The organism is Agarivorans sp. OAG1 (genome assembly GCF_037076485.1).
GTDB lineage: Bacteria > Pseudomonadota > Gammaproteobacteria > Enterobacterales > Celerinatantimonadaceae > Agarivorans > Agarivorans albus.
The window spans coordinates 4,554,751-4,577,089 of record NZ_AP028990.1 but is presented as its reverse complement, the minus strand read 5'-3'; the positions used below and the strand labels follow the sequence as shown (position 1 = coordinate 4,577,089).

General features: G+C 45.7%; 23 protein-coding genes. 14 read left to right on the top strand and 9 right to left on the bottom strand.

The annotated features are described in order from the left end of the window. Positions 1-195: 195 nt before the first annotated feature. The 5 genes from OAG1_RS20795 to OAG1_RS20775 all read right to left on the bottom strand — a co-directional run bounded on the left by OAG1_RS20795 (position 196) and on the right by OAG1_RS20775 (position 5,602). Positions 196-1,053 carry an ABC transporter permease gene (locus OAG1_RS20795; protein ID WP_152785353.1) on the bottom strand — a complete coding sequence of 286 codons (858 nt, stop codon included), beginning with the start codon at positions 1,051-1,053 and terminating at the stop codon, positions 196-198. A gap of 2 nt (positions 1,054-1,055) precedes the next feature. Then, complete coding sequence (locus OAG1_RS20790) at positions 1,056-2,297, bottom strand: ABC transporter permease (RefSeq protein WP_016400115.1); 1,242 nt, start codon at positions 2,295-2,297, stop codon at positions 1,056-1,058. Between the two features lie 23 nt (positions 2,298-2,320). Further along, positions 2,321-3,367: an ABC transporter substrate-binding protein gene (locus OAG1_RS20785; RefSeq protein WP_016400114.1), complete on the bottom strand. Its 1,047-nt coding sequence runs from the start codon at positions 3,365-3,367 to the stop codon at positions 2,321-2,323. An 18-nt stretch (positions 3,368-3,385) separates the two neighbouring features. Then, entirely contained in the window at positions 3,386-4,495 is a 1,110-nt protein-coding gene (locus OAG1_RS20780) for an ABC transporter ATP-binding protein (protein ID WP_338622614.1), read from the bottom strand. Between the two features lie 186 nt (positions 4,496-4,681). Continuing rightward, positions 4,682-5,602 carry a LysR family transcriptional regulator gene (locus OAG1_RS20775; protein ID WP_338622612.1) on the bottom strand — a complete coding sequence of 307 codons (921 nt, stop codon included), beginning with the start codon at positions 5,600-5,602 and terminating at the stop codon, positions 4,682-4,684. 123 nt (positions 5,603-5,725) lie between these two features. On the opposite strand from OAG1_RS20775, the gene OAG1_RS20770 reads away from it, so the two are divergent. Then, positions 5,726-6,721 carry an NADP-dependent oxidoreductase gene (locus tag OAG1_RS20770; RefSeq protein WP_338622610.1) on the top strand — a complete coding sequence of 332 codons (996 nt, stop codon included), beginning with the start codon at positions 5,726-5,728 and terminating at the stop codon, positions 6,719-6,721. 44 nt (positions 6,722-6,765) lie between these two features. Here the strand turns inward: OAG1_RS20770 and OAG1_RS20765 are convergent, their stop codons facing one another. Continuing rightward, a complete protein-coding gene (locus OAG1_RS20765) occupies positions 6,766-7,383 on the bottom strand; it encodes a glutathione S-transferase family protein (protein ID WP_338622607.1) in 618 nt (205 codons plus the stop codon). A 104-nt stretch (positions 7,384-7,487) separates the two neighbouring features. Here OAG1_RS20765 and OAG1_RS20760 point away from each other — a divergent pair, with 104 nt between their 5' ends. The 9 genes from OAG1_RS20760 to OAG1_RS20720 all read left to right on the top strand — a co-directional run bounded on the left by OAG1_RS20760 (position 7,488) and on the right by OAG1_RS20720 (position 14,735). Next, positions 7,488-8,363, top strand: a complete 876-nt coding sequence (locus OAG1_RS20760; protein WP_338622605.1) for a LysR substrate-binding domain-containing protein — start codon at positions 7,488-7,490, stop codon at positions 8,361-8,363. Between the two features lie 35 nt (positions 8,364-8,398). After that, on the top strand, positions 8,399-9,343 hold the full coding sequence (locus tag OAG1_RS20755; RefSeq protein ID WP_152785366.1) for a chemotaxis protein: 945 nt from the start codon (positions 8,399-8,401) through the stop codon (positions 9,341-9,343). Between the two features lie 78 nt (positions 9,344-9,421). Further along, the gene (locus OAG1_RS20750; protein WP_338622602.1) at positions 9,422-10,144 is read left to right on the top strand and encodes a transporter substrate-binding domain-containing protein; all 723 of its coding nucleotides are present in this window, start codon (positions 9,422-9,424) and stop codon (positions 10,142-10,144) included. A gap of 84 nt (positions 10,145-10,228) precedes the next feature. After that, complete coding sequence (locus OAG1_RS20745) at positions 10,229-11,047, top strand: DUF2797 domain-containing protein (RefSeq protein ID WP_338622600.1); 819 nt, start codon at positions 10,229-10,231, stop codon at positions 11,045-11,047. An 80-nt stretch (positions 11,048-11,127) separates the two neighbouring features. Beyond that, positions 11,128-11,367 carry a DUF2607 family protein gene (locus OAG1_RS20740; RefSeq protein ID WP_194164211.1) on the top strand — a complete coding sequence of 80 codons (240 nt, stop codon included), beginning with the start codon at positions 11,128-11,130 and terminating at the stop codon, positions 11,365-11,367. A gap of 147 nt (positions 11,368-11,514) precedes the next feature. Beyond that, positions 11,515-12,312, top strand: a complete 798-nt coding sequence (locus OAG1_RS20735; protein ID WP_338622595.1) for a DUF2796 domain-containing protein — start codon at positions 11,515-11,517, stop codon at positions 12,310-12,312. 1 nt (position 12,313) lies between these two features. Beyond that, complete coding sequence (locus OAG1_RS20730) at positions 12,314-13,030, top strand: ABC transporter ATP-binding protein (RefSeq protein WP_016400102.1); 717 nt, start codon at positions 12,314-12,316, stop codon at positions 13,028-13,030. Next, positions 13,017-14,243: an ABC transporter permease gene (locus OAG1_RS20725; RefSeq protein ID WP_338622592.1), complete on the top strand. Its 1,227-nt coding sequence runs from the start codon at positions 13,017-13,019 to the stop codon at positions 14,241-14,243. Before OAG1_RS20730 ends, OAG1_RS20725 begins: the two co-directional genes overlap by 14 nt. A 12-nt stretch (positions 14,244-14,255) precedes the next feature. Beyond that, complete coding sequence (locus OAG1_RS20720) at positions 14,256-14,735, top strand: DUF3299 domain-containing protein (protein ID WP_016400100.1); 480 nt, start codon at positions 14,256-14,258, stop codon at positions 14,733-14,735. Here OAG1_RS20720 and OAG1_RS20715 read toward each other — a convergent pair. Together OAG1_RS20715 and OAG1_RS20710 are read right to left on the bottom strand one after the other, a co-directional pair. Further along, entirely contained in the window at positions 14,732-14,977 is a 246-nt protein-coding gene (locus OAG1_RS20715) for a DUF6868 family protein (RefSeq protein ID WP_016400099.1), read from the bottom strand. The two genes, OAG1_RS20720 and OAG1_RS20715, sit on opposite strands and share 4 nt — an antisense overlap. An 89-nt stretch (positions 14,978-15,066) precedes the next feature. Then, positions 15,067-16,059: a DUF2914 domain-containing protein gene (locus OAG1_RS20710; RefSeq protein WP_338622589.1), complete on the bottom strand. Its 993-nt coding sequence runs from the start codon at positions 16,057-16,059 to the stop codon at positions 15,067-15,069. A gap of 335 nt (positions 16,060-16,394) precedes the next feature. Here OAG1_RS20710 and OAG1_RS20705 point away from each other — a divergent pair, with 335 nt between their 5' ends. Together OAG1_RS20705 and OAG1_RS20700 are read left to right on the top strand one after the other, a co-directional pair. Then, positions 16,395-17,132 carry a gamma-glutamyl-gamma-aminobutyrate hydrolase family protein gene (locus tag OAG1_RS20705; protein WP_338622587.1) on the top strand — a complete coding sequence of 246 codons (738 nt, stop codon included), beginning with the start codon at positions 16,395-16,397 and terminating at the stop codon, positions 17,130-17,132. Positions 17,133-17,167: 35 nt separating this feature from the next. After that, entirely contained in the window at positions 17,168-18,445 is a 1,278-nt protein-coding gene (locus OAG1_RS20700; protein ID WP_338622585.1) for an FAD-binding oxidoreductase, read from the top strand. Between the two features lie 5 nt (positions 18,446-18,450). Here the strand turns inward: OAG1_RS20700 and OAG1_RS20695 are convergent, their stop codons facing one another. Further along, positions 18,451-19,452 carry a substrate-binding domain-containing protein gene (locus tag OAG1_RS20695; RefSeq protein WP_338622583.1) on the bottom strand — a complete coding sequence of 334 codons (1,002 nt, stop codon included), beginning with the start codon at positions 19,450-19,452 and terminating at the stop codon, positions 18,451-18,453. A 322-nt stretch (positions 19,453-19,774) separates the two neighbouring features. On the opposite strand from OAG1_RS20695, the gene hemB reads away from it, so the two are divergent. Both hemB and OAG1_RS20685 read left to right on the top strand, forming a co-directional pair. Continuing rightward, positions 19,775-20,767 (top strand): porphobilinogen synthase, encoded by a 993-nt coding sequence (gene hemB / locus OAG1_RS20690; RefSeq protein WP_338626451.1) that lies wholly within the window; start codon positions 19,775-19,777, stop codon positions 20,765-20,767. 49 nt (positions 20,768-20,816) lie between these two features. Further along, complete coding sequence (locus OAG1_RS20685) at positions 20,817-22,118, top strand: hypothetical protein (RefSeq protein WP_338622581.1); 1,302 nt, start codon at positions 20,817-20,819, stop codon at positions 22,116-22,118. Positions 22,119-22,339 lie beyond the last annotated feature (221 nt).

Below are 22,339 nucleotides of genomic sequence, written 5' to 3'. Positions count from 1 at the left end.
TTGAATCTATCTTTACGATAGGTGATTGCTATTGAAAATTAAGTTCAAAGATTTAGCACAGCAATAATAGGTGTTAAAACGTGAATATAGGGAGTTAGATTAGAGGATAGTCGTGAATTGCTTGTTTATGATCAATTTATATCTGTGAAATAACCAAGATAAAACAAACACATGTAAGTTGTTGTAATAAATAGCTTAGCTATCTAATTCTCCACTTTGAATTCGCTCGCTACGGGCGCGCAGATACTCAATGGTAAATAGCAGCATGGCAGAAATTACGATCAATAAAGTGGCTACTGCCAAAATGGTGGGGTTAATTTGCTCACGTAAACCAGAGAACATCTGTCGCGGAATGGTTCGCTGTTCTGGCCCAGCTAAAAACAGTACAACCACCACTTCATCAAATGAAGTGATGAAAGCAAACAGGGCGCCAGATATTACACCAGGGCGGATGAGCGGCATTATAACTTTAAAAAAGGTAGTGAGAGGGCGTGCGCCAAGGCCTAGTGATGCGTTAACTAAGGAATAATCAAAGCCAGACAAAGCTGCGTTTACGGTGATTAAAACAAAAGGTGTGCCTAAGGCAGCGTGCGCTAAAATTACGCCTAGGTAAGATCCTGCCAAGTTGAGCTGGCTATAGAAAAAGTACATCCCTGCTGCTGTGATAATGAGAGGCACAATCATCGGCGACAATAAGATTGCCATCCAAAGTTTTTGCCAAGGCATCGCTGGGTTGCTTAAACCAATCGCCGCTAAGGTGCCTAATACGGTAGCAATTAAAGTGGCGCATATGCCAATAAAAAAGCTGTTTTTAATTGCTAATAGCCACTTATCGTCGTGCCAAATTTCGGCATACCATTTCAAAGAGTAGGCCTCGGGCTCTAGCGCTAACATGCCCTCGGTAAAACTAAAAAAGGGCTCTACGTTGAACGAGAGTGGAATTATCACCATGATTGGCAGCATCAAAAAGGCCAGCACCAATAACGAGCAAAAGCGCAGGCCGTAGTGGGCTAAGATATGCCAGAAGGTGAAATATTTAGGATAACTTTTCATGCTTAGCCCAACTTAATATTGTTTACGCCAACAAAGCGATCGTAAACCCAGTACAGAGCAATGATTAAGGCTAGCAATAATGAGCCCAGTGCTGCTGCGAGTTCCCAGTTATTGGAAGACTGCATGTGGAAGGCAATAATATTAGAAATCATCTGCCCTTCGGTGCCACCCACGATGGCTGGGGTAATGTAATAGCCAATAGAAATAATAAATACCAATAAAGCGCCGGCACTTACCCCTGGGATGGTCATTGGTAGGTAGATCTTGATAAAAGCCGGCACTGGCCTTGCCCCTAAAGACAGCGCTGCGCGAAAATAACTCGGGTCGATATTTTTCATCACGCTATACAAAGGCAAAATCATAAATGGCAGCAAAATATGGGTCATAGCAATGATGGTGGCAAATTGGGTGTAGAGCATTTCAAAGGGTTCATCAATCAAGCCTAAGGCTTGCAGGGTTGAGTTAACCACGCCATTGGTTTGCAAAATGGCTATCCAAGAGGTGGTGCGAACCAGCAATGAGGTCCAAAAAGGCAATAAAACCAATACCATTAAACGATTAGCAATTTTACTGGGCGCATTGGCCAAGTAGTAGGCCAAAGGATAGGCTAACAAAGCGGTTAAAAAGGTAATAATTAGCGCTATTTTTAAGCTTTTCCAATATAGCTTTAAATAGATTTGAGTATCGCGCTGCTCGATCTCTCCAGCGGGATTACGCTTTAAATCAAAGGTTGTCAGGTAGTAGCTGTCGGTAAAGGCTTGCCCAGAGCGTTTCACCGCACGCCATAAATTGATGTCTTGCCATTTTTTGGAGTAACCAAGCAACAAGGTGTCGCCACTTTGCTGTAATTCTTCGAGAGATTTTTTCTTAAGTTTTCTGGCACTCGATTTTATTAAACTAGAGCTACCAGGCTTGAGCCGATTCACTTCTTCGGCTAGCTTGCCTGATAAGCGCTCTTTAGAGAGCCCTTGTAGCTCAATGGCAAATTGCTTGAGGGCTTGGCTATTAGGAAGCTGATCGCCAGCTTCATCCCAAGTGCTTAGTTCTGCCAAGCTTAAAGGAATTAACTGGCTAACCGTAGGGTGGTAAACACTGCGGTATAGCATGGTGGCAATGGGAGAGATAAAGGTGATGAAGACAAATATCAACAGCGGCATGGTAAATGCCAGCAGCATACGCTTTTTGCGTTTAAGCAAGCGTTTGCTTTCGAGAATTTCTTCAACGCTAAGGCTGTTATTATCCATCTTCACCTCTAACTACGTTGCTATTATTTCAGCAGCCACTCGTTAAATTTCTCACCTAAGGACTCGCCATAATCAGCCCAAAACTCACCGGATGCTTTAACACCTTTATCTAGGTGTGAAGATGGCAGTTTTGGAATAACCGCTTTATCTACATACGCGTAAGATGAGTTACGAGTAGGGCCGTAAGCCACCTCAGGCATGCCGCTCAATGGTTTTGAGCTGGTGGCAAAACGGATAAACTCCATGGCTAAGTCTTTTTTCTTGGTGCCTTTTACAATGGCCCAAACGTCCAGGTCATATAAGTGAGCATCCCACACCATCTCAAAAGGTTTTCCTTCGCTTTGAATGGCGTCGAAGATCCGCCCGTTGGCCGATTGAACCATCACGGCACCACCATCATTGAGCAATTGCGGCGCTTGTGACCAGCTGTCGAACCAAACGATGTCGTCGGCAATGGTGGCTAATTTGGCAAAGGCGCGAGCTTGGCCTTCGTCGGTTTCTAATACTTCATAAACCTGCTCTTTTGGTACACCATCGGCAATCAATGCCCATTCTAAATTTACTTGTGGGCGCTTACGTAAAGCACGTTTCCCTGGGTAAGTTTTGGTATCGAAAAAGTCGGCGATAGAGCTAGGTTGGCCGCCTTTAATGGTGTCGTTGTTGTAGGCATAAAGCACCGTCCAAACAATGTTACCCACGCCACATTCATTGGCGAGTGCTGCTTCGCTAAAGTCTTCTGCGGCAGGCACGCCGTCATCACCTGGTGGTAGGCTGGCGTGGTCAATCACTTCTAATAGGCCTTCTGAACAGGCGCGTTCGAGATCAATCACCTCTACGTCGATCACGTCCCAAAGAATGTTACCACTCTCTACTTGGGCTTTAATTTCGGCAATACCACCGGAGTAGTTTTCAAATAAAATCTTGTGGCCGGTTTCTTTCATGAAGGGGTCTAGCATATGTTTTTGCTGGGCTGCGCCATACGCACCACCAAAGGATACGGCGGTGAGTTGGTCGGCATTGGCAATGCTACAGACCGAGGCGAGAGCAAGAACTGGAAGTAAACGTTTCATAGGTACCATCCTTTACCATTAAGAGCTTGGGGGTGGATTAAAAGCTAACCCGTCATTAACGGACCACGTTAGTTTAGTGATTGTGCCAGCGGCAATTTGTGGTGCATCGTGATCGTTGAGCACTTTGACCATGAGCTCGGTTTTGTCACGAAGCTTAAAGAAGTAGCGAATAAAGTCGCCCACATAGAGGCGCGTAATAAACTCTGCTTCAATTCGGTTATCAAAGCGATGTTTGTCGCTTTCTATAAATAGATTTTCTGGGCGTACAGCCAGCACACAAGCATTGCCAGACTCTGGACAATCCATGGCTTGGCCACTCACTACGCTGCCATCACTTAGCTCTACTTTGGCTAAGCCTTGGGCACGATTGAGTACCTTGCCTTTGAGGTGATTGTTTTCACCGATAAAGTCGGCGACAAAGGCGTTTTCTGGGCGCTCATAAAGCACGTCTGGTGCGGCGCATTGTTGCACAACCCCATCGTTAAATACGGCGATGCGATCTGACATGGTAAGCGCTTCGGTTTGGTCGTGGGTGACATAAATAGCAGTGAAGCCGATGGCTTCGTGCAGCCGTTTAATTTCCAGCTGCATTTGCTCGCGAAGGTTTTTATCTAATGCACCTAGCGGTTCATCCATTAATACAATCGAAGGCTCAAAGATAAGTGAGCGCGCTAAGGCAACCCGTTGTTTCTGGCCGCCAGATAAATGCCCAGGGTAGCGTTTGCCAAAGCTTTCTAGTTCTACCAAGGCTAAAGAGTCGGCCACTCTGCGGTTAATTTCTTCTTTGGGAAGTTTACGTACCGCTAAGGGATAAGCGAGATTTTCGGCTACTGTCATGTGGGGAAATAATGCGTAGTGTTGGAACACCATGCCAATATTGCGATTGTAAGGTGCAACATTAGTAATCGCTTGGCCATTTACTAGAATTTGACCACTGGTGACATCTTCAAAGCCGGCGAGCATCATTAAACAAGTGGTTTTGCCAGAGCCTGAAGGACCTAGCAAGGTAACAAACTCACCCTTGCGAATATCAAGATTAAAGTTTTTTACCACTAAGCTGCGTTGATCGTAGCTTTTTTTAACGTCAACAAAGCGCACATATTGTTGGTCACTGACCGGCTCGCCCATAAACAGTTCCTTTTGTTAAGGCTTTATTGCTAAAAGTAGACCAAGTAATCAAGAATCGAACGTAACATTATCTTAACAAACAAGTTTGCAGAGAAAAGTGCAAAGTTTGAACAGCTTAGTGTAAACATCAGCATAATATGCTGAATAGTTAAGCAAGCAGGGTTTAACTGTTGGCTGCTTTGTTTGTTAGCCTAAGTATTCACTAGGCTGCTGCATTAGTTGCGATACGATAAAGTCTACCGCTACCTTTACCTTAGGGATTTGATACTTAAGCCCTTGGTACAGAAGATAAATGCCAGTGGTGTCAGCTGGCGATACTCGAATATCTTGGCCTACTGAAAAACGCACTAAACTGCCTTCGGCAAGTTGTTGGCTAATTCCCCACTCTGGCAGTAAAGCAATGCCATCACCACTTTTTGCTGCGTTGACTAAGCTTGTACCATGATTGCTAATTAAGCGAATAGGTGGATGTAATTCTTGCCATTTTTGTTGTTCTTTATATAGCCAAGGCAGTACTTTTTCTGGGCTTCGATAGCGTAAGCTGGGGTGTTGATTAAGCTCGAGAGGGCTTTGTGGTTGGCCATTGCGCGCTAAATATTCTGGCGAAGCACACAAAACAAAATGATTATTCGAGAGCTTTTTGGCAACAATGCGTTCGTCGGGTGCTGTGCCGCCACGAATTGCGATATCTATTTGGTCGCGGCGCAAGTTACTTAACTGATCACTAAAGTGCAGATCTAACACGATATCTGGGTAACGCTGCGAAAACTCACTCAAAATAGGCGTTAAACATAGCTCCCCGTAGCTTGGCATCGCGCTAATTGACAGTAAACCACTGGGGTGATGTTGCTGTTGTTTTAGCAGGTCTTCTGCATCACTTAAGCTGTGTAAGGCTGGTAATATCTGCTGATAGTATAAATCGCCCAACTCGGTGAGTTTTACCTGACGAGTGCTGCGGTGCAGTAATTGTTGTTTGAGTAAGGCTTCTAAATCGGCAATCCGTCGTGATACCGAGGAGGGCGGCACATCAAAGGCATTGGCAGTATTGGTGAAGCTGCCAGATTCAGCAAGGTGAGCAAAATATTGCAGGGCGCGTAACTTATCCATTAGGGTCACTTTTGTCTAAAAGGCAATAAAGTTTAGCTTAAAGGGCTATTTATTCCTATTTGTAAAGCTATTTACAATGAAAGCGTAAATAATGATGAATACTATTCACTTAAGGAAGCCTGCATGTCGAGCTATCAGTCAATTCATTTGGTCAAGCGCCCTGTTACTAACATTGAAGCCAGTTGCTTTGAAAGCCGCAGCCACGCTGTAGAGGCTTTGCAAGATGGCGAGTTTAGGGTTAAACAAACACATATGTCGTTAGACCCAGCAATGCGCGGCTGGATGAGCGCTGATACCGAGAGTTACATTCCTCCGGTCGCTTTAGGTGATGTTATGCGCGCTAGCGGTATTGCTGAGGTGATTGAATCTCGCAATGCGCAGTTTCCGGTAGGTGCTACGGTAATGGGCATGTTTGGCTGGACCGAACAAGCAGTCAGTAATGGTGCTGGGATAAACATCATTCCTGCAGGCTTACCTGCGGAAGCGGTGTTAGCAGTATTAGCCTTACCAGGAATGACCGCCGCTCAGGGTTTGTTAGAGATTGCTAAACCAAAAACAGGGGAAACCTTATTGGTAAGCGGAGCCGCTGGCTCGGTAGGCTCTTTGGTTGGGCAAATTGCCAAGGCTGAAGGTTTACGTGTGATTGGTGTGGCTGGTAGCGATGAAAAATGTCGCTGGCTAGTAGAAGAATTAGGCTTTGACGGCGCTGTTAATTATAAAACCGATAACATTGCCGAAAAGGTCGCTGAGCTAACACCCAATGGTATTGATATTTACTTCGAAAATACCGGTGGTGAGATCCAGCAAGTGGCCATTGATAACATGAATGCTTTTGGTCGCATCGTAGTGTGTGGAATGATTGCCGATTACAACACCGAGCAGCCTTCGGCTGGCCCTAACTGGATCCCCATTGTTAAAAAGCGTTTGTCGATTCAAGGCTTTACCATGCCTGACCACTTTGATAAGGCTCCTCAATTAATGCAGCAAGTAAGCAGCTACTTGCAAGCGGGCAAGCTAAAGTATCGCGTTCATGTTTTAGAAGGCTTAGATTCAGCCATCGAAGGTATCAATTTGCTGTTTAGCGGCGAAAACCAAGGAAAGTTACTAGTTAGATTGTAAGCGTTTGGCCAAGCCGATTGTCGGCTTGGTCTTTTTTTGCTGCTCTAGCTTACTCGTGCCGAATCATCGTTAATGCTGACATAGTTGTTTACTTGAGCCACTCTCTCCAACCAAGCCAAAACGGCTGGGAATCTCTGTAAATCAAATCCGCCTTCTTCTGCTACGTGGGTATAGGCATACAAGGCAATATCAGCAATAGTAAGAGTGTTCGCCACAAAATAATCATGTTGGCTAAGGTGCTGCTCCATCACCGCTAATGCAGCGTAGCCTTGCTGTTGTTTATCGGCTAACTGAGCCTGACGCTCTGGTGTTACGCCAGCGTGGGTAAGCCAAAATCGGGGGCTGGCAATGTTTGGCTCATGGCTATATTGCTCGAAACTCATCCATTTTATAACTTGAGCTTGTTGCCAAGCATCTTGTGGCCAAAACGGTGTTCCTTGGGCTAGATAAAACAAAACAGCATTAGACTCTGCCAAGCAGCGTCCATCGTCAAATTCAAGCACAGGTATTTTGCCGTTAGGGTTTAATGCTAAAAACTCCGCGGTGCGTGATTCTCCTTTCACGATGTCATAGCTTTTAAGTTGGTAGGTTTGACCCAGTAGGCTAAGCAATAAGCGAATTTTGTAGCCGTTTCCAGAGGGTAAGTAGTCGTGCAAAATCATAGCGAATCCTTGTGCTTAGGTAATGTGGCTAGTGTGACAAGTTGCTTGTAGTTTGAATAACGATTATTTTTGATGGCAACTATTAACGATGGTGATGGGTTGAAATGGACATTGATGCTTTACGCAGCTTAGTGGCTTTTGTAGAAAGCGGTAGTTTTACCCGAGCGGCTAGCCAAACCTTTCGCACCCAGTCTGCAATTAGTGCACAGATGAAAAAATTGCAGCAAGAAAGTGTTAGCCCTTTGTTTGAAAAAGAAGGCCGTAGTTTAGTGCTAACCCCTGCTGGTCAAGCCTTAGCGAGCTATGCGCGGCGCATTATCAGCTTGCACGACCAAGCTGTCACAGAGTTGAAGCACAGCCACGATAGAGTGGACTTACGCATTGGCTGTCCAGACGATTATAGTGTGTCGGTGTTACCTTTATTGTGCGAGTTATTGCAGCAAACTATTCCCAATTTGTGCTTACGCTTGTCTGCTGCGCCCAGTGTGAAATTAAGAGAAAGTTTGGATCAAGGCGAACTTGATTTGGCCATTCTTACTCGCAGCCCAGATAGTGATGAAGGTTATTTGTTGCGCCATGACCAAGGCGTTTGGGTAAGCCATAAAGATCGCGATTTAAGTCAATTACGGCCTATGCCATTAGCCTTATATGAAACTGATTGTAAGTTTCACGCCAGCGCGATTGATGGATTAGATAAGGCAGACATACCTTATCGTTTGCTCGCAACCAGTGCCAATCATAGTGGCCTATATGGATTGGTCTCGCAAGGGTTAGCCGTAGCCGCTCTGGCGCGATCTAGCAAGGGCGAATTGCAAGAATTGTGCGCTAAAACAATGCCTCCCTTGCCAGCAATTGATATTGTAGTTGTTGCTGCCACCCAGCCACACGCGGCGTGTAGTAGTGAAACAGTTAAACAAATTTGTCAGCGGTTTCGCCAGCAAGATGCCTATTTATTAGACACGCCAGCTGAAGCGGTATAACGTTGAAAGTTATTTAAATAGAGTAAGGATGCTTCATGAGTAGCGCCACTAGTCAAACCCAAGGTTTATTGCACTTTAGGCTGTCCCTAAATCAGCTATTTGCAATTGGCACCTTAAAGGTGCGTGAAATTGTGCCTTATACCCGACTTACCGCCCTACCGCATTCTCACCAATATGTTCTGGGTTCCGCCTCGTTGCGTGGCCAAACAATTTCGGTGATCGACATGGCTGCTGCCGTGGGTTACCGACCGATTGCCGAAGAAGAGCTGGAGTCTTGCTCGATCATTATTACCGATGTTAGCCGCCAAACCGTCGGTTTCTTAGTGCGTGGCATCGAAAAAATAACCGAATGTCGCTGGCGCGATATCGATCCACCACCGGGCTCTTTAGGCAAAGACGCTTATGTAACCGGAGTAACTCGGGTTGATGACAAACTGGTGCAATTATTGGATATTGAAAAGCTAATTGCCACGGTTTTCCCCGATGATGAAGACCGAGTACGTGTTTCGGTAAGCTTGCCAGACCAAGCGATTCTTGCGCAGCTTAAAATTTTGCTGGTGGACGATTCGGCCACCGCCCGTAAGCAATTAGCCAGTGCCCTAGATAGCATAGAAATTGACTATCAAATGGCCAGCGATGGCGCTACTGCATTTAAAATGATGCAGCAAGCCGCGGCTCAAGGTAAGCCAATTGATGTGCTGGTGAGTGACATTGAAATGCCGGGCCTAGATGGTTACGAACTCACTTTTGAAGTTCGCAGTGACCCTGGTGTTGCTAATGCCTACATTATTTTACATACCTCGTTATCTAGCGAAATTAGTGTTGATAGGGCTAGCCAAGTGGGCGCTGATGAAGCCTTAACCAAGTTTGATGCGGGTGAATTGATCGACGCTATGTTACGTGGTGCCGAGCGGGTATCTGACGACATTACTAAGGTTGGTTTAGCAAAAAAGACCGGAATCCTTGAGGGGATGTTTTAGTAAAAACTAACATTTTCTGCACCCTTTGGTGCCGATTTACTATGCTTAGAAGGTGAACCACTTTTAGGGTTTAGCCTAATGAATGGCCTTCGTTGCTTTTTGTTAATCTGCCTTCATTGCTCTGCTTTTGCAGACAGCAATAGTATTAAAATAGCCACCGATGAGTGGCTAAATTATTCCAACAAAGATCAAAGCGGTTATTACTTTGGTTTGCTGCAACGGGTTTTCCCCAATCACTCCTACAACGTTCAGTTTATGCCCTATTTACGCAGTATTGCCATGCTGGATCAGCAGCAGGTAGATATTGTGTTTGGCGGGGCAGCGGACGATTTTACTCGTGCTAACTGTTCAACTTTCCCAATAGAAATTGATCGTAGCGACATGCTAACTAGCCCCGAATTGGCTGGGCACTATCACTCTCCGCAAGATCTCATTGGCAAGCAAGTGGTCTCGCAGCTTGGTTACGATTGGCAAGACCTTTTGCCGGAAGGAGTGAATTACCGTGAGTACGCAAGCTTAGAGCAAATGATAAAGTTGTTGCACCATAAGCGCGTGGATGCAGTATTAAATTACCAAGAAGACATTAATCACCTGCTAGAGCAAAAGCCAGAATTGGCTGGTGACTATGTGCTGGTGGAAAACGTATTGCATTACAGCTCTACTTTTTGCTTTTCCGCCAATCCGCGGGGGCGTTATCTACAAACACGTTTTGATAAAACTATACCTATGCTGGTGAGCAGTGGCGAGTTAAAACAGTTAATGCTGCTAGAGCTGGGCAGCGACGATAATTATCCCTATTGATGCTATGGCTTCTGTGGGCTTGGACAGTTACCCGCTTTGCTTTACACTGCTCAGCCATAATAAGACTTCAGAGAGTGGCGGACCGTGCAGGGACATCTATCAAAAATGCGAGCAGAACTGGGCGAACAAGTTCAGTACTATTTGCCTATTGGCGAGCAAGAGTTACATCTTAATCCACTAATCGGTGAATCTTTAGCTTTTGAGTTTACCGGTAAAATAAACTGCCGAAGCTGTGGTAAAGCCACCAAGAAAAGTTACTCGCAAGGCCATTGTTTTGTGTGTATGCGTAAGCTGGCCAGTTGCGATATGTGCATTATGAAGCCTGAAACCTGCCACTATGCCCAAGGCACCTGTCGTGAGCCAGAGTGGGGAGAAGCAAATTGCATGATTCCTCATTATGTTTACTTGGCAAACACGTCAGGCTTAAAGGTGGGCATTACTCGCCATAGCCAAATACCAACACGTTGGATTGACCAAGGTGCTACTCAAGCCCTACCAATATTTAAAGTTGCCACGCGCCAGCTTTCTGGTTTGGTAGAAATAGAATTAGCTAAGCTGGTGGCAGACAAAACCAATTGGCGAGCTATGTTGAAAGGCGATGCGATAGAATTAGATTTGATAGCCGAGCGTGAACGTTTGTTGCCACAAATTGGTGAGGCCCTGGCCGATCTAGCAGAACGCTTTGGCTTAGAAGCCATAAGTGAGTTGCCCGATGAGCAAGTGATTGATTTAAATTTTCCTGTTGCTCAATATCCAAGCAAAATAAGCAGTTTTAACTTAGATAAAAATCCCTTGGTAGAAGGGCAGCTGCAAGGAATTAAAGGCCAGTATTTAATCTTTAACAATGGTGTGATAAATATTCGCAAGTTTGGCTCTTACGAAATAAAACTATTGTCTGAATAAGCCAATTTACCAGCAGTATCGGAAACAGAATGATCTTACAGACTTGGCAAAAGAGACTTACATGCATACTGATTTTATCAGTGTCTTGGTTTGTCTTGGCTTGGGCTGAACATCAAGTTGAACGGCTTGATCCAGAGCACTCCGAGCTACATTGCCAACTCTGTTTTAATTTAGAAAAGCTGGCAACAGCGATAGTAAGCAGCGTACCGCTGATTGTATTGCTTAAACGTCGCCAAGCTTTTGTTAGAACTGTTTACTTATACACCAGCCAGCATGCGCTCGCTGCTAGTGCCCGTTCTCCACCGTCCATGAGCTGCTAATTTAGCTAAACAAGGTTTGAATCTCGCAATACAGCTGAGTATGGTTAGCGTTAAGCAAACACGCTTGCTCCTTGCTGTTAGCCTGTTTAGTTAGATTGGTATTGATTGATTTAGTCACTTACTTTTTAAAAATCATGGATACTTATAATGAAGTTAACGCCTATATATGCGGCCGTTTTTGGCCTGTTTTCTTGCGCAGCTAGCGCCCAGTCCGCTCACCAACATGGTGTTGCCGAGCTCTTTTTTGCTGCTAGTGGTGAAGAGCTAGAGATTGAAATCCATTCTCCGGCCGATAATTTTCTTGGTTTTGAGCATGCTCCAGTAAACGAGCAACAGCACAAGATATTAGACGACGCAAAAAAACAAGCAGCTCAAGGCATGAGTTTGTTTAGCTTTGCCGGTGGCGAATGTGAGCTTGAAGAAGTTACTCAGCATTGGGGAAGCTTAGACCAAGCGGATTCAGAGCATAAAGACCATGACGATCATGACCATGCTGCGCACGACGAGCATAAAGGTCACGACGATCATGACCACGCTGCGCACGACGAGCATAAAGGCCATGACGATCATGACCATGCTGCGCACGATGAGCACAAAGGTCACGACGATCATGACCATGCTGCACACGATGAGCACAAAGACCATGATGAGCATGACCATGCTGCACACGACGAGCACAAAGGCCATGACGATCATGACCATGCTGCCCACGATGAGCACAAAGGTCATGACGATCATGACCACGACCACGCTGCTCATGCTAGCCACGAGGATGTGCGCTTAACTTACCACTTCCACTGTCATCACTTAGATGAACTGAAAAGCTTCGACCTAGAGTTGTTTAAGCTTTTCCCTCGTATGGAAAAAATCCAAGTACAAGGTGCTAGTGAGCGCGGCCAAGTAGCATTTGATGTTACACCAGCGCAGAACAAGGTGAACTTATAATATGAGCCAGTCTGCTTCTCTATTAGCCTTAGAAGAAGTGGTATTTGCGTGGCCGGGTGAAACACACCCGGCCATTCATATTCCTCATTTAACTATTGCTGCAGCTAGCCATACCTTTATTCATGGGCCAAGTGGCTGTGGTAAATCTACGTTACTCAGCTTGATTGCTGGGGTGATTAGCCCGCAACAGGGCAAGTTAAGTTTCATGGGACAAGATTGTGCCAGCTTAAAAGCAGCGCAACGTGACCAATTGCGAGCTGATCATATTGGCTACGTATTTCAGCAGTTCAACCTGTTGCCCTACTTGTCGGTACTCGAGAATGTCGCTTTGGCTTGTCAATTCTCTAAGTTACGTCGGCAGCGAGCATTAAGCCGCTCGTCGTCGGTATTGGATGAAGCGCGTCGATTATTATCGCATCTGCAGTTGCCTGATAAGCAGCTTAATCAGCCAGTTGGCCAGTTGAGCATTGGCCAACAACAGCGGGTGGCTGCGGCTCGCGCAATGATCGGCTCTCCAGAGTTAATTATTGCCGATGAACCCACCTCAGCGTTGGATAAAACCAATCGCGAACATTTTATGAACCTGTTGATGTCTGAGTTAGAGCACTGTGATAGCAGCTTGTTATTGGTGAGTCACGATCAAGAGCTAGCTAATCGTTTCCATCAGGTGGTTGATTTGCCAGCACTTAATTTGGGAGGTCAACATGAGCTTGCTTAAATTGGCTTGGCATAGTTTGTGGGCTAGGCGTGGTACCGCATTACTTAGTTTATTGACCATCGCCCTTAGTGTGGCCCTATTGCTAGGTGTGGAAAATCTGCGTACACAAGCTAAATCGAGTTTTGCCTCAACCATTTCTGGCACCGATTTAATTGTGGGTGCACGCAGTGGCCCTACTCAATTACTGCTTTATTCGGTATTTCGCATTGGTAATGCCACCAATAATATTAGCTGGGACAGTTACCAAGAAATTGCAGGTCAGTCGTCGGTAAAATGGTCGATCCCTATTTCCTTGGGGGATTCGCATCGCGGCTATCGGGTAATGGGCACCACCAACAGCTTTTTTGAACATTATCAATACGCCAACAAACAGCCTTTAGAGTTTGCCCAAGGCCAGCAATTAAACGATACCTTTGAAGTGGTATTAGGCGCCGAAGTTGCCCGTAAGTTGGGTTATAAACTGGGTGACAAAATTGTAGTGGCACACGGAATTGCAGCAGTAAGTTTTGTTAATCATGACCAGTTCCCTTTTGAAGTGAGCGGCATTTTAAAACCTACTGGTACGCCAGTAGACCGAACGGTGATTACCTCGCTTGCTGGCATCGAAGCGATTCACCTGCCGCCGCAAACACAGCCATTTACCGAGGCTCAGTTAACGCCTTCAAGCATCACCGCAATGATGCTGGGTACACAATCACGCTTACAAATTTTTAATTTGCAGCGGCAGATTAATCAATACAAAAATGAAGCGCTGTTAGCGATATTGCCAGGCGTGGCTTTGCAAGAGCTGTGGGGCATTTTAAGCATTGCCGAAAGTGCTCTGTTAGCGGTATCCATTTGTGTGGTTATCACTGGCTTAATGAGCATGTTAAGCACCTTGATGGTGAGCTTAAAAGAACGCCGTAGAGAGATGGCAATTTTGCGCTCGGTAGGGGCTAAACCGCGACATATCTTTGGTTTGTTACTGATTGAAGCCTTGTTATTGAGTGCGTTAGGCGCTTTGCTTGGTTTAGCCAGCATGTATCTAATTTTGGGGGCAGCGAAACCGATACTGCTTAATCAGTTTGGTTTCTATTTAGTGTTAAACTGGCCTACTGTAGAGCAATGCTACTTATTGCTGGCCGTAGTTGTGGTGGGCTTTTTAGCTGGCGTACTACCTGCTTGGCGCGCTTATCGTTATTCGCTTAGCGATGGCATGAGCATAAAAATTTAGTAAGGGTAAAACATGAAACTAGCTTATTACGTAGTGGGTTTATTGCTGGTTAGCATGAACTTACAGGCCAATGGCGTAGACGTTTGGAACGAGTTGCTGCCAGAAAACGAACGCAACATGCCGATGCCTGAAATTGATCACAACATACCGTTGGACCAAGCGGGTCAGCAAAATCTCAATGTGAGCGTAAATAAAGAGTTGGACGGCAAGCCAATCCGTATTCCGGGCTTTGTAGTGCCGCTGGATACCGAAGGGGAGTTGGTGAAGGAGTTTTTATTGGTGCCGTACTTTGGTGCTTGTTTGCATTATCCACCACCACCGCCAAACCAAATTGTTTATGTTACTCACTCAAAAGGTTTACAGCTAGAAGACCTATGGGAACCAGTTTGGGTTGAAGGAACCATCAATACTCAAGTTCAAACTGTTGAAGGGGTAGCCACCGCTGGCTATTCAATCAGCGAACCTGAGTCGATCGTGTTGTATACCGATTAATCTAACACAATACCTAGGGCGATATATGGCACTACGTAAAACGCAATAATGGCGGTTTTATACAGTGCCAAGCCTAGGTAATGAAAGCGGTCGAACTTCTCTACGCTAAGGTTGAACCATTTAGAGTGCAGTTTGTAGGTCCAGTCGTGAGCTAGGGTTAGAAAAGCAAACCAATACAGCAATACCGCAATATTGATAATGGCTCCCCAGCCTAACGCGCTGCGAATTAACTCAAGTTCCATAACGTCACCTGCATATCTTTAATTAATTGAAAGCAACTAAGCCACTTAATCAATTTACCATTGCGTAGTGTCACTGCAAGCCTATTGGTTTATTTCACAGTAAAGTTTTGTTCAAAAATGCGTACTTGCTGTTGATTGTATATCGCGACTTGCCAGTCGCCGCGACTGTTTAAGTCAAAGCGTTTGCTGGCATTGGTGCGCCAGCGTGAGCCACCAATGTCTAAATCAACCGATGCCTGAAGTTGTTGCTGGCGATACCAGTTTACTTGAATGCTTTGACCTTGCATCTCACGCAACTCCATAAACAAATAAACCTGCTGAATTTGACTGAGCTCAACCCGAGTTAAGTTATCCACTGGCTCTCGTTGGCTAATGGCAGAACTTAGCTGGGCTCGAGCGACTTGGCTCGATGCCTTATTGGTTTGCTCAGCGCTGTGAGCAAGCTCCCTATCAACATTTTCGGCCGCAATGGCCTCTTCATTAGTTGCTGTTTCAACCTTGCTTGCTGCTGGCTCTACGACAACATTAGCTTGAGCGACAGGTGTGCTTATTTGCTCGTTAGCAAGCTCTGCTTGTTCTGAAGTGCTGGGAGTGGTGTTGGCTAAGTCATCAGCTTGCTGCTTAGCTTGTGCAGTATCGGTTTCCGGCTGAGCTTGGTTTGTTTCTGGGGTGTTCTTTGTTACAGCAGCTACTGGCTCATTAACTGGCTGTTCCGCTTTAGAGGGCTGCAGCTGTTGCTCTTCTGTAGCTGCTATAGGCGAGCTTTCAGCTGTAAGTTCTTCAAATTGTTCGGCATGAGATTGCTCAGTTGAGGCTTCCAAGGCTGGTAACTCTGCCTTATCGGAATTGTTTTCAACTTGGCTGGCTTGTTGGTTTGTAGTGGCATTCAACTCGGCTGTAGGTTCTGCGTTAGCTGGCCACATTAAATGCAGCAAAGCGAATATAACTAAGGCAAGCACTATCAATGCGGCAAAAACTTTGCGTAAGTCAAAGGGTGGCTTTGGCGCGGGAACTTTATCTATAGTCGCCGCTTGGTCTGCGGATGAGTTGAAATGTATTTTGATGCTTACTTGTTCTGCCATGACTGAGGATTTGCCCCATACTCCAATGAAAACTGCTGGGCGATTTTACCGATTATGCGCCTTAGCTGCTATTGATTTACCTTTAATCTGGTCTTTGTTGTTGTGTGGTTGCGTTATGCCTTCCGTCTACTGTTTAGTAAAAGCGTTCATTTCTAGTTAGCTTGAAGCAGAAAGCTCAGCATATTGTCTTAAAATCTCTTTTATCTTCGGAATTATCTAGCTTTTATCCTTCGACTCCAAATAACAAATGTTAAATATATTTTACATTTAGTCTTTTGTATGCCAATTTAGCTTTAATTAAATTTGCTAAATTTTGACGAGGTTTTGCAGAGGATATGGAACATAAACAAGCTCTCATTGGCGTTATTACTTGTCATAAACCGCAAGGTTTATATCAGGTGCAAAGTGTTAATGAGTTTTACTTGAACGCTTTGGTAAGCTATGACGCAGCCCCGGTATTACTGACTCACCAGCTAAAAGGGAGAAGTTTGCAACGGGTATTAGATGGCCTAGATGGAGTATTATTTACCGGTAGCCATTCTAACGTGCACCCCGAGTTATATGGCGCTACGCATTTAGAGCCGCGCTTAGATCGAGGGCGCGATAGTCTTGCATTTTCTATTGTTGCATATTCTAAACAGCATGGCTTACCTGTTTTGGGAATTTGTCGCGGCTTTCAGGAGATGAATGTCGCCCTAGGTGGCAGCCTGCATCACAAAGTCTATCAACTTGGTGGTTGTGTAGAACACCGAGAGCCCGATACCGAAGACTTCACTAAAAAGTATGCTGATCAGCACTCTTTGCAGCTTGCTAAAGACAGCTGGCTGGGTGATTGGTTAGATAGCGATACGATTCAGGTTAACTCCTTACATAATCAAGGCATTGATCGGCTCGCTGAGCCTTTGTTGGTTGAGGCGCAAGCAGAGGATGGTTTGGTAGAAGCATTTCGGCTTGCTGAACACCCATTTTTCTATGCTGTGCAATGGCATCCCGAGTGGCAAGCCAGCGAAAATAAGGTATCACAAGCCATTTTTAGCCAATTTGTGGCAGCAGCAAAACGCCGTGCCGCGTAGCAGTTACTAGGGTTTACAGACCATTGGAGAGCACCATGCAACAACACACATCGTCTTATTACGCTGCCAGCACAAATAACCAGCGAGAGTTTCCTCAGTTAAATCAAGATATTCGTTGTGATGTTTGCATTATTGGTGCTGGTTTTAGTGGTTTGTCTTCGGCCTTGCACCTCGCCGAGAAAGGCTTCCATGTGGTGGTGTTAGAGAGTGCCAAGGTGGGCTTTGGCGCAACTGGGCGCAATGGCGGACAAGTGGTTAACAGTTATAGTCGTGATGTGGACGTAATTGAGCAGCGCTATGACAAAAATACTGCCCAAGCCTTGAATGAAATGATCTTTGAGGGCGGAGAAATCATCCGTTCTCGCATCGCCCAATATAATATTGAGTGTGACTACCAAGCCGGTGGTGTTTTTGCCGCCAACAACCCTAAGCAGTTTAAAGGCCTACGGGAACAAAAAGCCAATTGGGAGCGTTTTGGCAATCACCAATTGCAATTGTTAGATAAAGCGGAGTTAGAACAAATAGTAGGTACCACTGCCTACCAAGGTGGCTTATTGGACATGCAAGGTGGGCATATTCATCCGCTTAATCTTGCTCTAGGTGAAGCCGAAGCGGTACTTGGTTTAGGTGGTGAGATTTATGAGCAATCGGCAGTGTTAAGTTACCAAGCGGGTGAGCCTGTCAAAGTCACTACCGAACATGGCAGCGTTACTGCCAACTATCTACTGTTTGCCGGAAATGCCTACTTGGGTGAGCTTGAGCCAAAGCTGAGCGATAAGGCGATACGCTGCGGCACCCAAGTAATAGCCACCGAGCCTTTAAGTGATGAGCTGTGTCAGCAACTATTACCAAAAAACTACTGTGTGGAAGATTGTAACTACTTGCTTGATTACTACCGTTTGACCGCGGATAAACGTTTATTATTTGGTGGAGGAGTGGTTTATGGCGCTAAGCCTTTGGCGTCCATAGAAAAGCAAATCAGGCCTAAATTCGAGGCCCTGTTCCCGCAACTAAAAGGGACCGCGATTGATTACGCTTGGACCGGAAACTTCTTGCTTACATACTCGAGAATGCCTCAGTTTGGCAGGCTCGATGGCAACATTTATTACTTGCAGGGGTACAGCGGCCATGGTTTAACCTGTACTCATTTGGCCGGTAAGCTGTTAGCCGAAGTGCTTAGTGACCAAGCGCAGCGTTTTGATGTATTTGCTTCACTTAATCACTATCGTTTCCCGGGAGGACGGCATTTACAGGTGCCATTCACCGCACTGGGTGCGGTGTATTACAACCTGCGAGACAAATTAGGTATTTAGCTTGCTTAGTCTTTAGGTTGGCTTACCGAATCACGTTTTACCAGCGTAGGCACGTATTTATGAATAGGCGCAACACTTTCGCCACTAGCCAAGGCTAAAGACATCTCGGCGGCTTCCATCGCCATCATCTCAATAGGGTAACGCATGGTGGTGAGTTTAGGGCGCAAGTAGCGAGAGAGTAATACGTCATCAAAGCCAATTACCGATACATCTTCGGGTACTCGATAGCCGTTGTCGCAAAGTACGGTGATGGCGCCAGACGCCATGGAATCGTTGTAAACAATTAGGGCGGTAAAATCTAAGCCGCGCGCTAATAGGTTTTGCGCCGCAATCTCGCCGCCAATTTCATTAGGATCAGATGAGGCAATGGCATGTTCAGCTAAGGGCATGCCTTCTTCACTCAATACCGACTTAACACCTTCTAAACGCAAGCGTGGATCTTCGATGTCGTAGCTACTTGTTATGCAGGCAATGTTTTTGTGGCCTAATGATAACAAGTGGCGAGCGGCTGCTTCTCCGCCGGCTTGGTTGTCTAACCATACACAGCGGTGAGCTATTTCTGGGATATAGCGGTTAATTAACACTAAAGCTGGAACGGCTGCTGCGTAGTCAATTAAGGCTTGATTGCTTAAGGCTTTAGAGTGCACCACCAAGGCCTGACAACGCTGTTCTAAAAGCGTTTCAATGGCGCGCTTTTCACTTTCTGCACTGACTAAGCCGTTACTGATTAATAACTGGATATTGTTGTTGCGGGTTACTTTTTCTACCCCGCCAGCTAGCGTGGCAAAAAATGGGTCTGTTAGCTCACTAAACACTAAACCCAAAGTAGGGTTGGTTTGGGTTACCAGAGCGCGGGCATTGGCGTTAGGCCGATAGCCTAGCTCTAACATCACTTTTTTTACAAGGTCGCGGTTTTTGGCACTTACTTTGGGGCCATTATTGACCACCCGAGAAACGGTGGCGACAGAAACACCGGCGGCAGCTGCTACGTCTTTAATTGTGGCCATTTATACTCCAAGAAAACGGTTTTGCTTGTGACTAAGTTGAAAACACTAGCTATAAGATGTGCTGGCGTCACGACCAGTGACTAGGCGATGTAGTATCTATAATTTAACAAATGTAAATCAAATGTGGAAACGTTTTCCTTTGAACGCGAGTGTAATCACATATTATCTATGCTTTTTTTCGCTGTGGTGGCAGGGTTTGAGCTGTTCTGAAACTGTTAAGAAAAACTGTTACATACACTTGCTCGCTAAGCATTAGCCGCTTAAAGTAGCGCTAGATGCTAACAGCAACATAATTAAGGAGCGCTGAGTGAGCGTATCAAGAATGTTCCCTGCCACCCGCATGCGTCGAATTCGCCGTCATGATTTCTCTCGTCGCCTAGCCAGTGAAAACCAGTTAAGTGTTGATGATTTGATTTACCCAATGTTTGTGATTGAAGGGGAAAATCAAACAGAAACGGTTGCGTCCATGCCGGGTGTAAAGCGTTTTAGCATTGATCTGCTGTTAAAAGAAGCTGAGCAATTAGTGGCCTTAGGTGTGCCGATGATTGCTCTGTTCCCGGTAACGCCACTTGAGCAAAAGTCACTGTTGGCTGAGCAAGCCTATGCCGACGATGCCCTAGCGCAACGAGCGGTGCGTACCCTTAAACAAGCTTTTCCTGAGCTTGGAGTGATGACCGATGTGGCATTGGACCCGTTCACCACTCATGGCCAAGACGGCATTATCGATGACGAAGGTTATGTGCAAAACGATATAACCACCGAGATTCTGGTGAAACAAGCCTTATCTCACGCGGCCGCAGGGGCTGATGTTGTTGCGCCATCGGATATGATGGACGGCAGAATTGCCGCAATTCGAGAAGCCTTAGAAGAAGCGGGTTATCACAACACCATGATCATGGCTTATTCAGCAAAATATGCCTCTAGTTATTACGGACCATTCCGCGATGCAGTGGGTAGTTCTGGTAACCTAAAAGGTGGCAATAAAAAGACTTACCAAATGGATCCTGCCAATGGTCAAGAAGCGCTACACGAAGTGGCTTTAGACATCGAAGAAGGCGCCGACATGGTAATGGTAAAACCAGGTATGCCCTATTTGGATGTGGTTCGCCAAGTTAAAGATGCCTTTGCAGTGCCTACCTTTGCTTACCAAGTAAGTGGCGAGTATGCGATGCATAAAGCCGCCATTGAGAATGGCTGGTTAGCCGAGCGCCCGGTAGTGCTTGAATCTTTACTTGCCTTTAAACGTGCCGGTGCCGATGGCATTTTAACTTACTTCGCTAAAGACGTAGCGCAGTGGTTAGCCGAAACTAAATAAATCCTTAATAGGTAGTTGCTAAGCCCCCTCCGAGGGGCTTTATTGTAATATGAAGAAAATATTGTTTGCCCTACTCAGCCTTAGTTTATTGCTTGTTCTGGTGGTATTAATCGCCTTTGCGTTGATGGTATCTAAGCAAGCCACTGTGCTCACTCCTCCTTCGGTGAGTGCTCGGCAAGTTGCCGATGCTAAAGACTGGCTTAAACAAAACTTGCAGCTTTTTCGTGGCGGGCAGCAATCGGTTGATATTCAACTTAGCCAACAGCAGCTAGATGGCTTGTTAGCTTTATCTTCCACAGCTTTTAGTGGCTTAGATGCTGAAGCTGCGTTTGCCGAATCTGAGTTACGCCTGCGTGGCAGTATTACCTTGCCTACGAGCATCTACCAAGGCTATGTAAACAGCGAAATTAGTTTACATTCCTCAAATCAAGGCTTGCAGTTTGGTCAATGGAAGATAGGCCAATTAAGCTTACCGGGCAGCATGGCGCAACACATAGCGCTGCGCTTGGCAGAGCGTTTGTTCCCAGAGTTACAAGCCGATGAGCTATTAGCTAGCATTAAAGCAGTAGACGTTAGCCAGCTGCAAGTGCAGTTTAAGGTTGAGCCAGTAGAGGATTTAGGTTTAAAAGTCGCTGGTGCTTATAAGAACCTCAATCAATTGAAAGATCCGCAGCTAGCCAGCTTACCAGTGGCGATTTACTACCAAAAGCTAAGCCAGTTAAGAAAGCAGTATGGCGAACAGCAAGCCATTTCTTTATATGATTATCTGTACCCGCTGAGCTTTGATGTCGCAATGCGTGGTGAGCAAAGCGATGTTCTACAAGAGCAACAGGCTTTAGTGTGGGCAACGGCGATTTTTTTCAGCCAAGGCACTTTTCAAAAAGTGATGGCGCAACGTTTTGCTGATGACTTGACCCTAGAAGCCGCCCCAAACAACGTGACCCTTGCAGGGCGCAGAGACTTACTGCTGCACTTTGTCTATTCGGCGGGCTTGAGCATGGCTGCAGAGCAAGGTTTTAGTGCTTCAATTGGCGAGTTTAAAGAGCTATTTGATTCTTTAGAGGGCGGCAGTGGTTTTAGTTTTGCCGATCTAGCAGCTGATCGCACTGGCATTGAGTTTGCCGAATCGGCGAAGAATCTCGATAAAGCAGAACAGTTTTTGGCTGCTATGCGCTCTGCACGTTCGGAACAGGCATTTTTCCCACGGATAGATGATTTAGCCGAAGGCATTAGTGAGCAAAGTTTTGCCCAAGTTTATGGCTCTACGGGCTCTGAGTTGTATCAGCAAAAAGTGTTTTTTATTGACCAGCGCATCGCTCACTTGCCGGCTTTTCTTAACCCTGAACACTAGGGGCTGTTGATCTTTGCTGATGATTTTTGCAGCAATTTATTAGCCATTTAGGCAAGGCAGTGAGTGTGCAGTTAAGTGGGCTTAATAATCACTCGCTAAGGCTGAATAAATGGCTAAGAAATGGTGCCCGAAAGGTTCGGATAAGCGAACTTTACTCTTTGTTAATCACTTCTTGCTTAGCCCACTAGGCTTCTAAGTGCTCGCCGCGATTAAAGCCCGCT

Bases quoted from the DNA above. Each gene is read 5' to 3' on its own strand.
- OAG1_RS20700 (WP_338622585.1), top strand. From the start codon at position 17,168: ATGCAACAACACACATCGTCTTATTACGCTGCCAGCACAAATAACCAG.
- OAG1_RS20695 (WP_338622583.1), bottom strand. From the start codon at position 19,452: ATGGCCACAATTAAAGACGTAGCAGCTGCCGCCGGTGTTTCTGTCGCC.
- OAG1_RS20780 (WP_338622614.1), bottom strand. From the start codon at position 4,495: ATGGGCGAGCCGGTCAGTGACCAACAATATGTGCGCTTTGTTGACGTT.
- hemB (WP_338626451.1), top strand. From the start codon at position 19,775: ATGTTCCCTGCCACCCGCATGCGTCGAATTCGCCGTCATGATTTCTCT.
- OAG1_RS20790 (WP_016400115.1), bottom strand. From the start codon at position 2,297: ATGGATAATAACAGCCTTAGCGTTGAAGAAATTCTCGAAAGCAAACGC.
- OAG1_RS20710 (WP_338622589.1), bottom strand. From the start codon at position 16,059: ATGGCAGAACAAGTAAGCATCAAAATACATTTCAACTCATCCGCAGAC.
- OAG1_RS20775 (WP_338622612.1), bottom strand. From the start codon at position 5,602: ATGGATAAGTTACGCGCCCTGCAATATTTTGCTCACCTTGCTGAATCT.
- OAG1_RS20750 (WP_338622602.1), top strand. From the start codon at position 9,422: ATGAATGGCCTTCGTTGCTTTTTGTTAATCTGCCTTCATTGCTCTGCT.
- OAG1_RS20760 (WP_338622605.1), top strand. From the start codon at position 7,488: ATGGACATTGATGCTTTACGCAGCTTAGTGGCTTTTGTAGAAAGCGGT.
- OAG1_RS20685 (WP_338622581.1), top strand. From the start codon at position 20,817: ATGAAGAAAATATTGTTTGCCCTACTCAGCCTTAGTTTATTGCTTGTT.
- OAG1_RS20730 (WP_016400102.1), top strand. From the start codon at position 12,314: ATGAGCCAGTCTGCTTCTCTATTAGCCTTAGAAGAAGTGGTATTTGCG.
- OAG1_RS20755 (WP_152785366.1), top strand. From the start codon at position 8,399: ATGAGTAGCGCCACTAGTCAAACCCAAGGTTTATTGCACTTTAGGCTG.
- OAG1_RS20720 (WP_016400100.1), top strand. From the start codon at position 14,256: ATGAAACTAGCTTATTACGTAGTGGGTTTATTGCTGGTTAGCATGAAC.
- OAG1_RS20785 (WP_016400114.1), bottom strand. From the start codon at position 3,367: ATGAAACGTTTACTTCCAGTTCTTGCTCTCGCCTCGGTCTGTAGCATT.
- OAG1_RS20725 (WP_338622592.1), top strand. From the start codon at position 13,017: ATGAGCTTGCTTAAATTGGCTTGGCATAGTTTGTGGGCTAGGCGTGGT.
- OAG1_RS20765 (WP_338622607.1), bottom strand. From the start codon at position 7,383: ATGATTTTGCACGACTACTTACCCTCTGGAAACGGCTACAAAATTCGC.
- OAG1_RS20770 (WP_338622610.1), top strand. From the start codon at position 5,726: ATGTCGAGCTATCAGTCAATTCATTTGGTCAAGCGCCCTGTTACTAAC.
- OAG1_RS20735 (WP_338622595.1), top strand. From the start codon at position 11,515: ATGAAGTTAACGCCTATATATGCGGCCGTTTTTGGCCTGTTTTCTTGC.
- OAG1_RS20795 (WP_152785353.1), bottom strand. From the start codon at position 1,053: ATGAAAAGTTATCCTAAATATTTCACCTTCTGGCATATCTTAGCCCAC.
- OAG1_RS20715 (WP_016400099.1), bottom strand. From the start codon at position 14,977: ATGGAACTTGAGTTAATTCGCAGCGCGTTAGGCTGGGGAGCCATTATC.
- OAG1_RS20705 (WP_338622587.1), top strand. From the start codon at position 16,395: ATGGAACATAAACAAGCTCTCATTGGCGTTATTACTTGTCATAAACCG.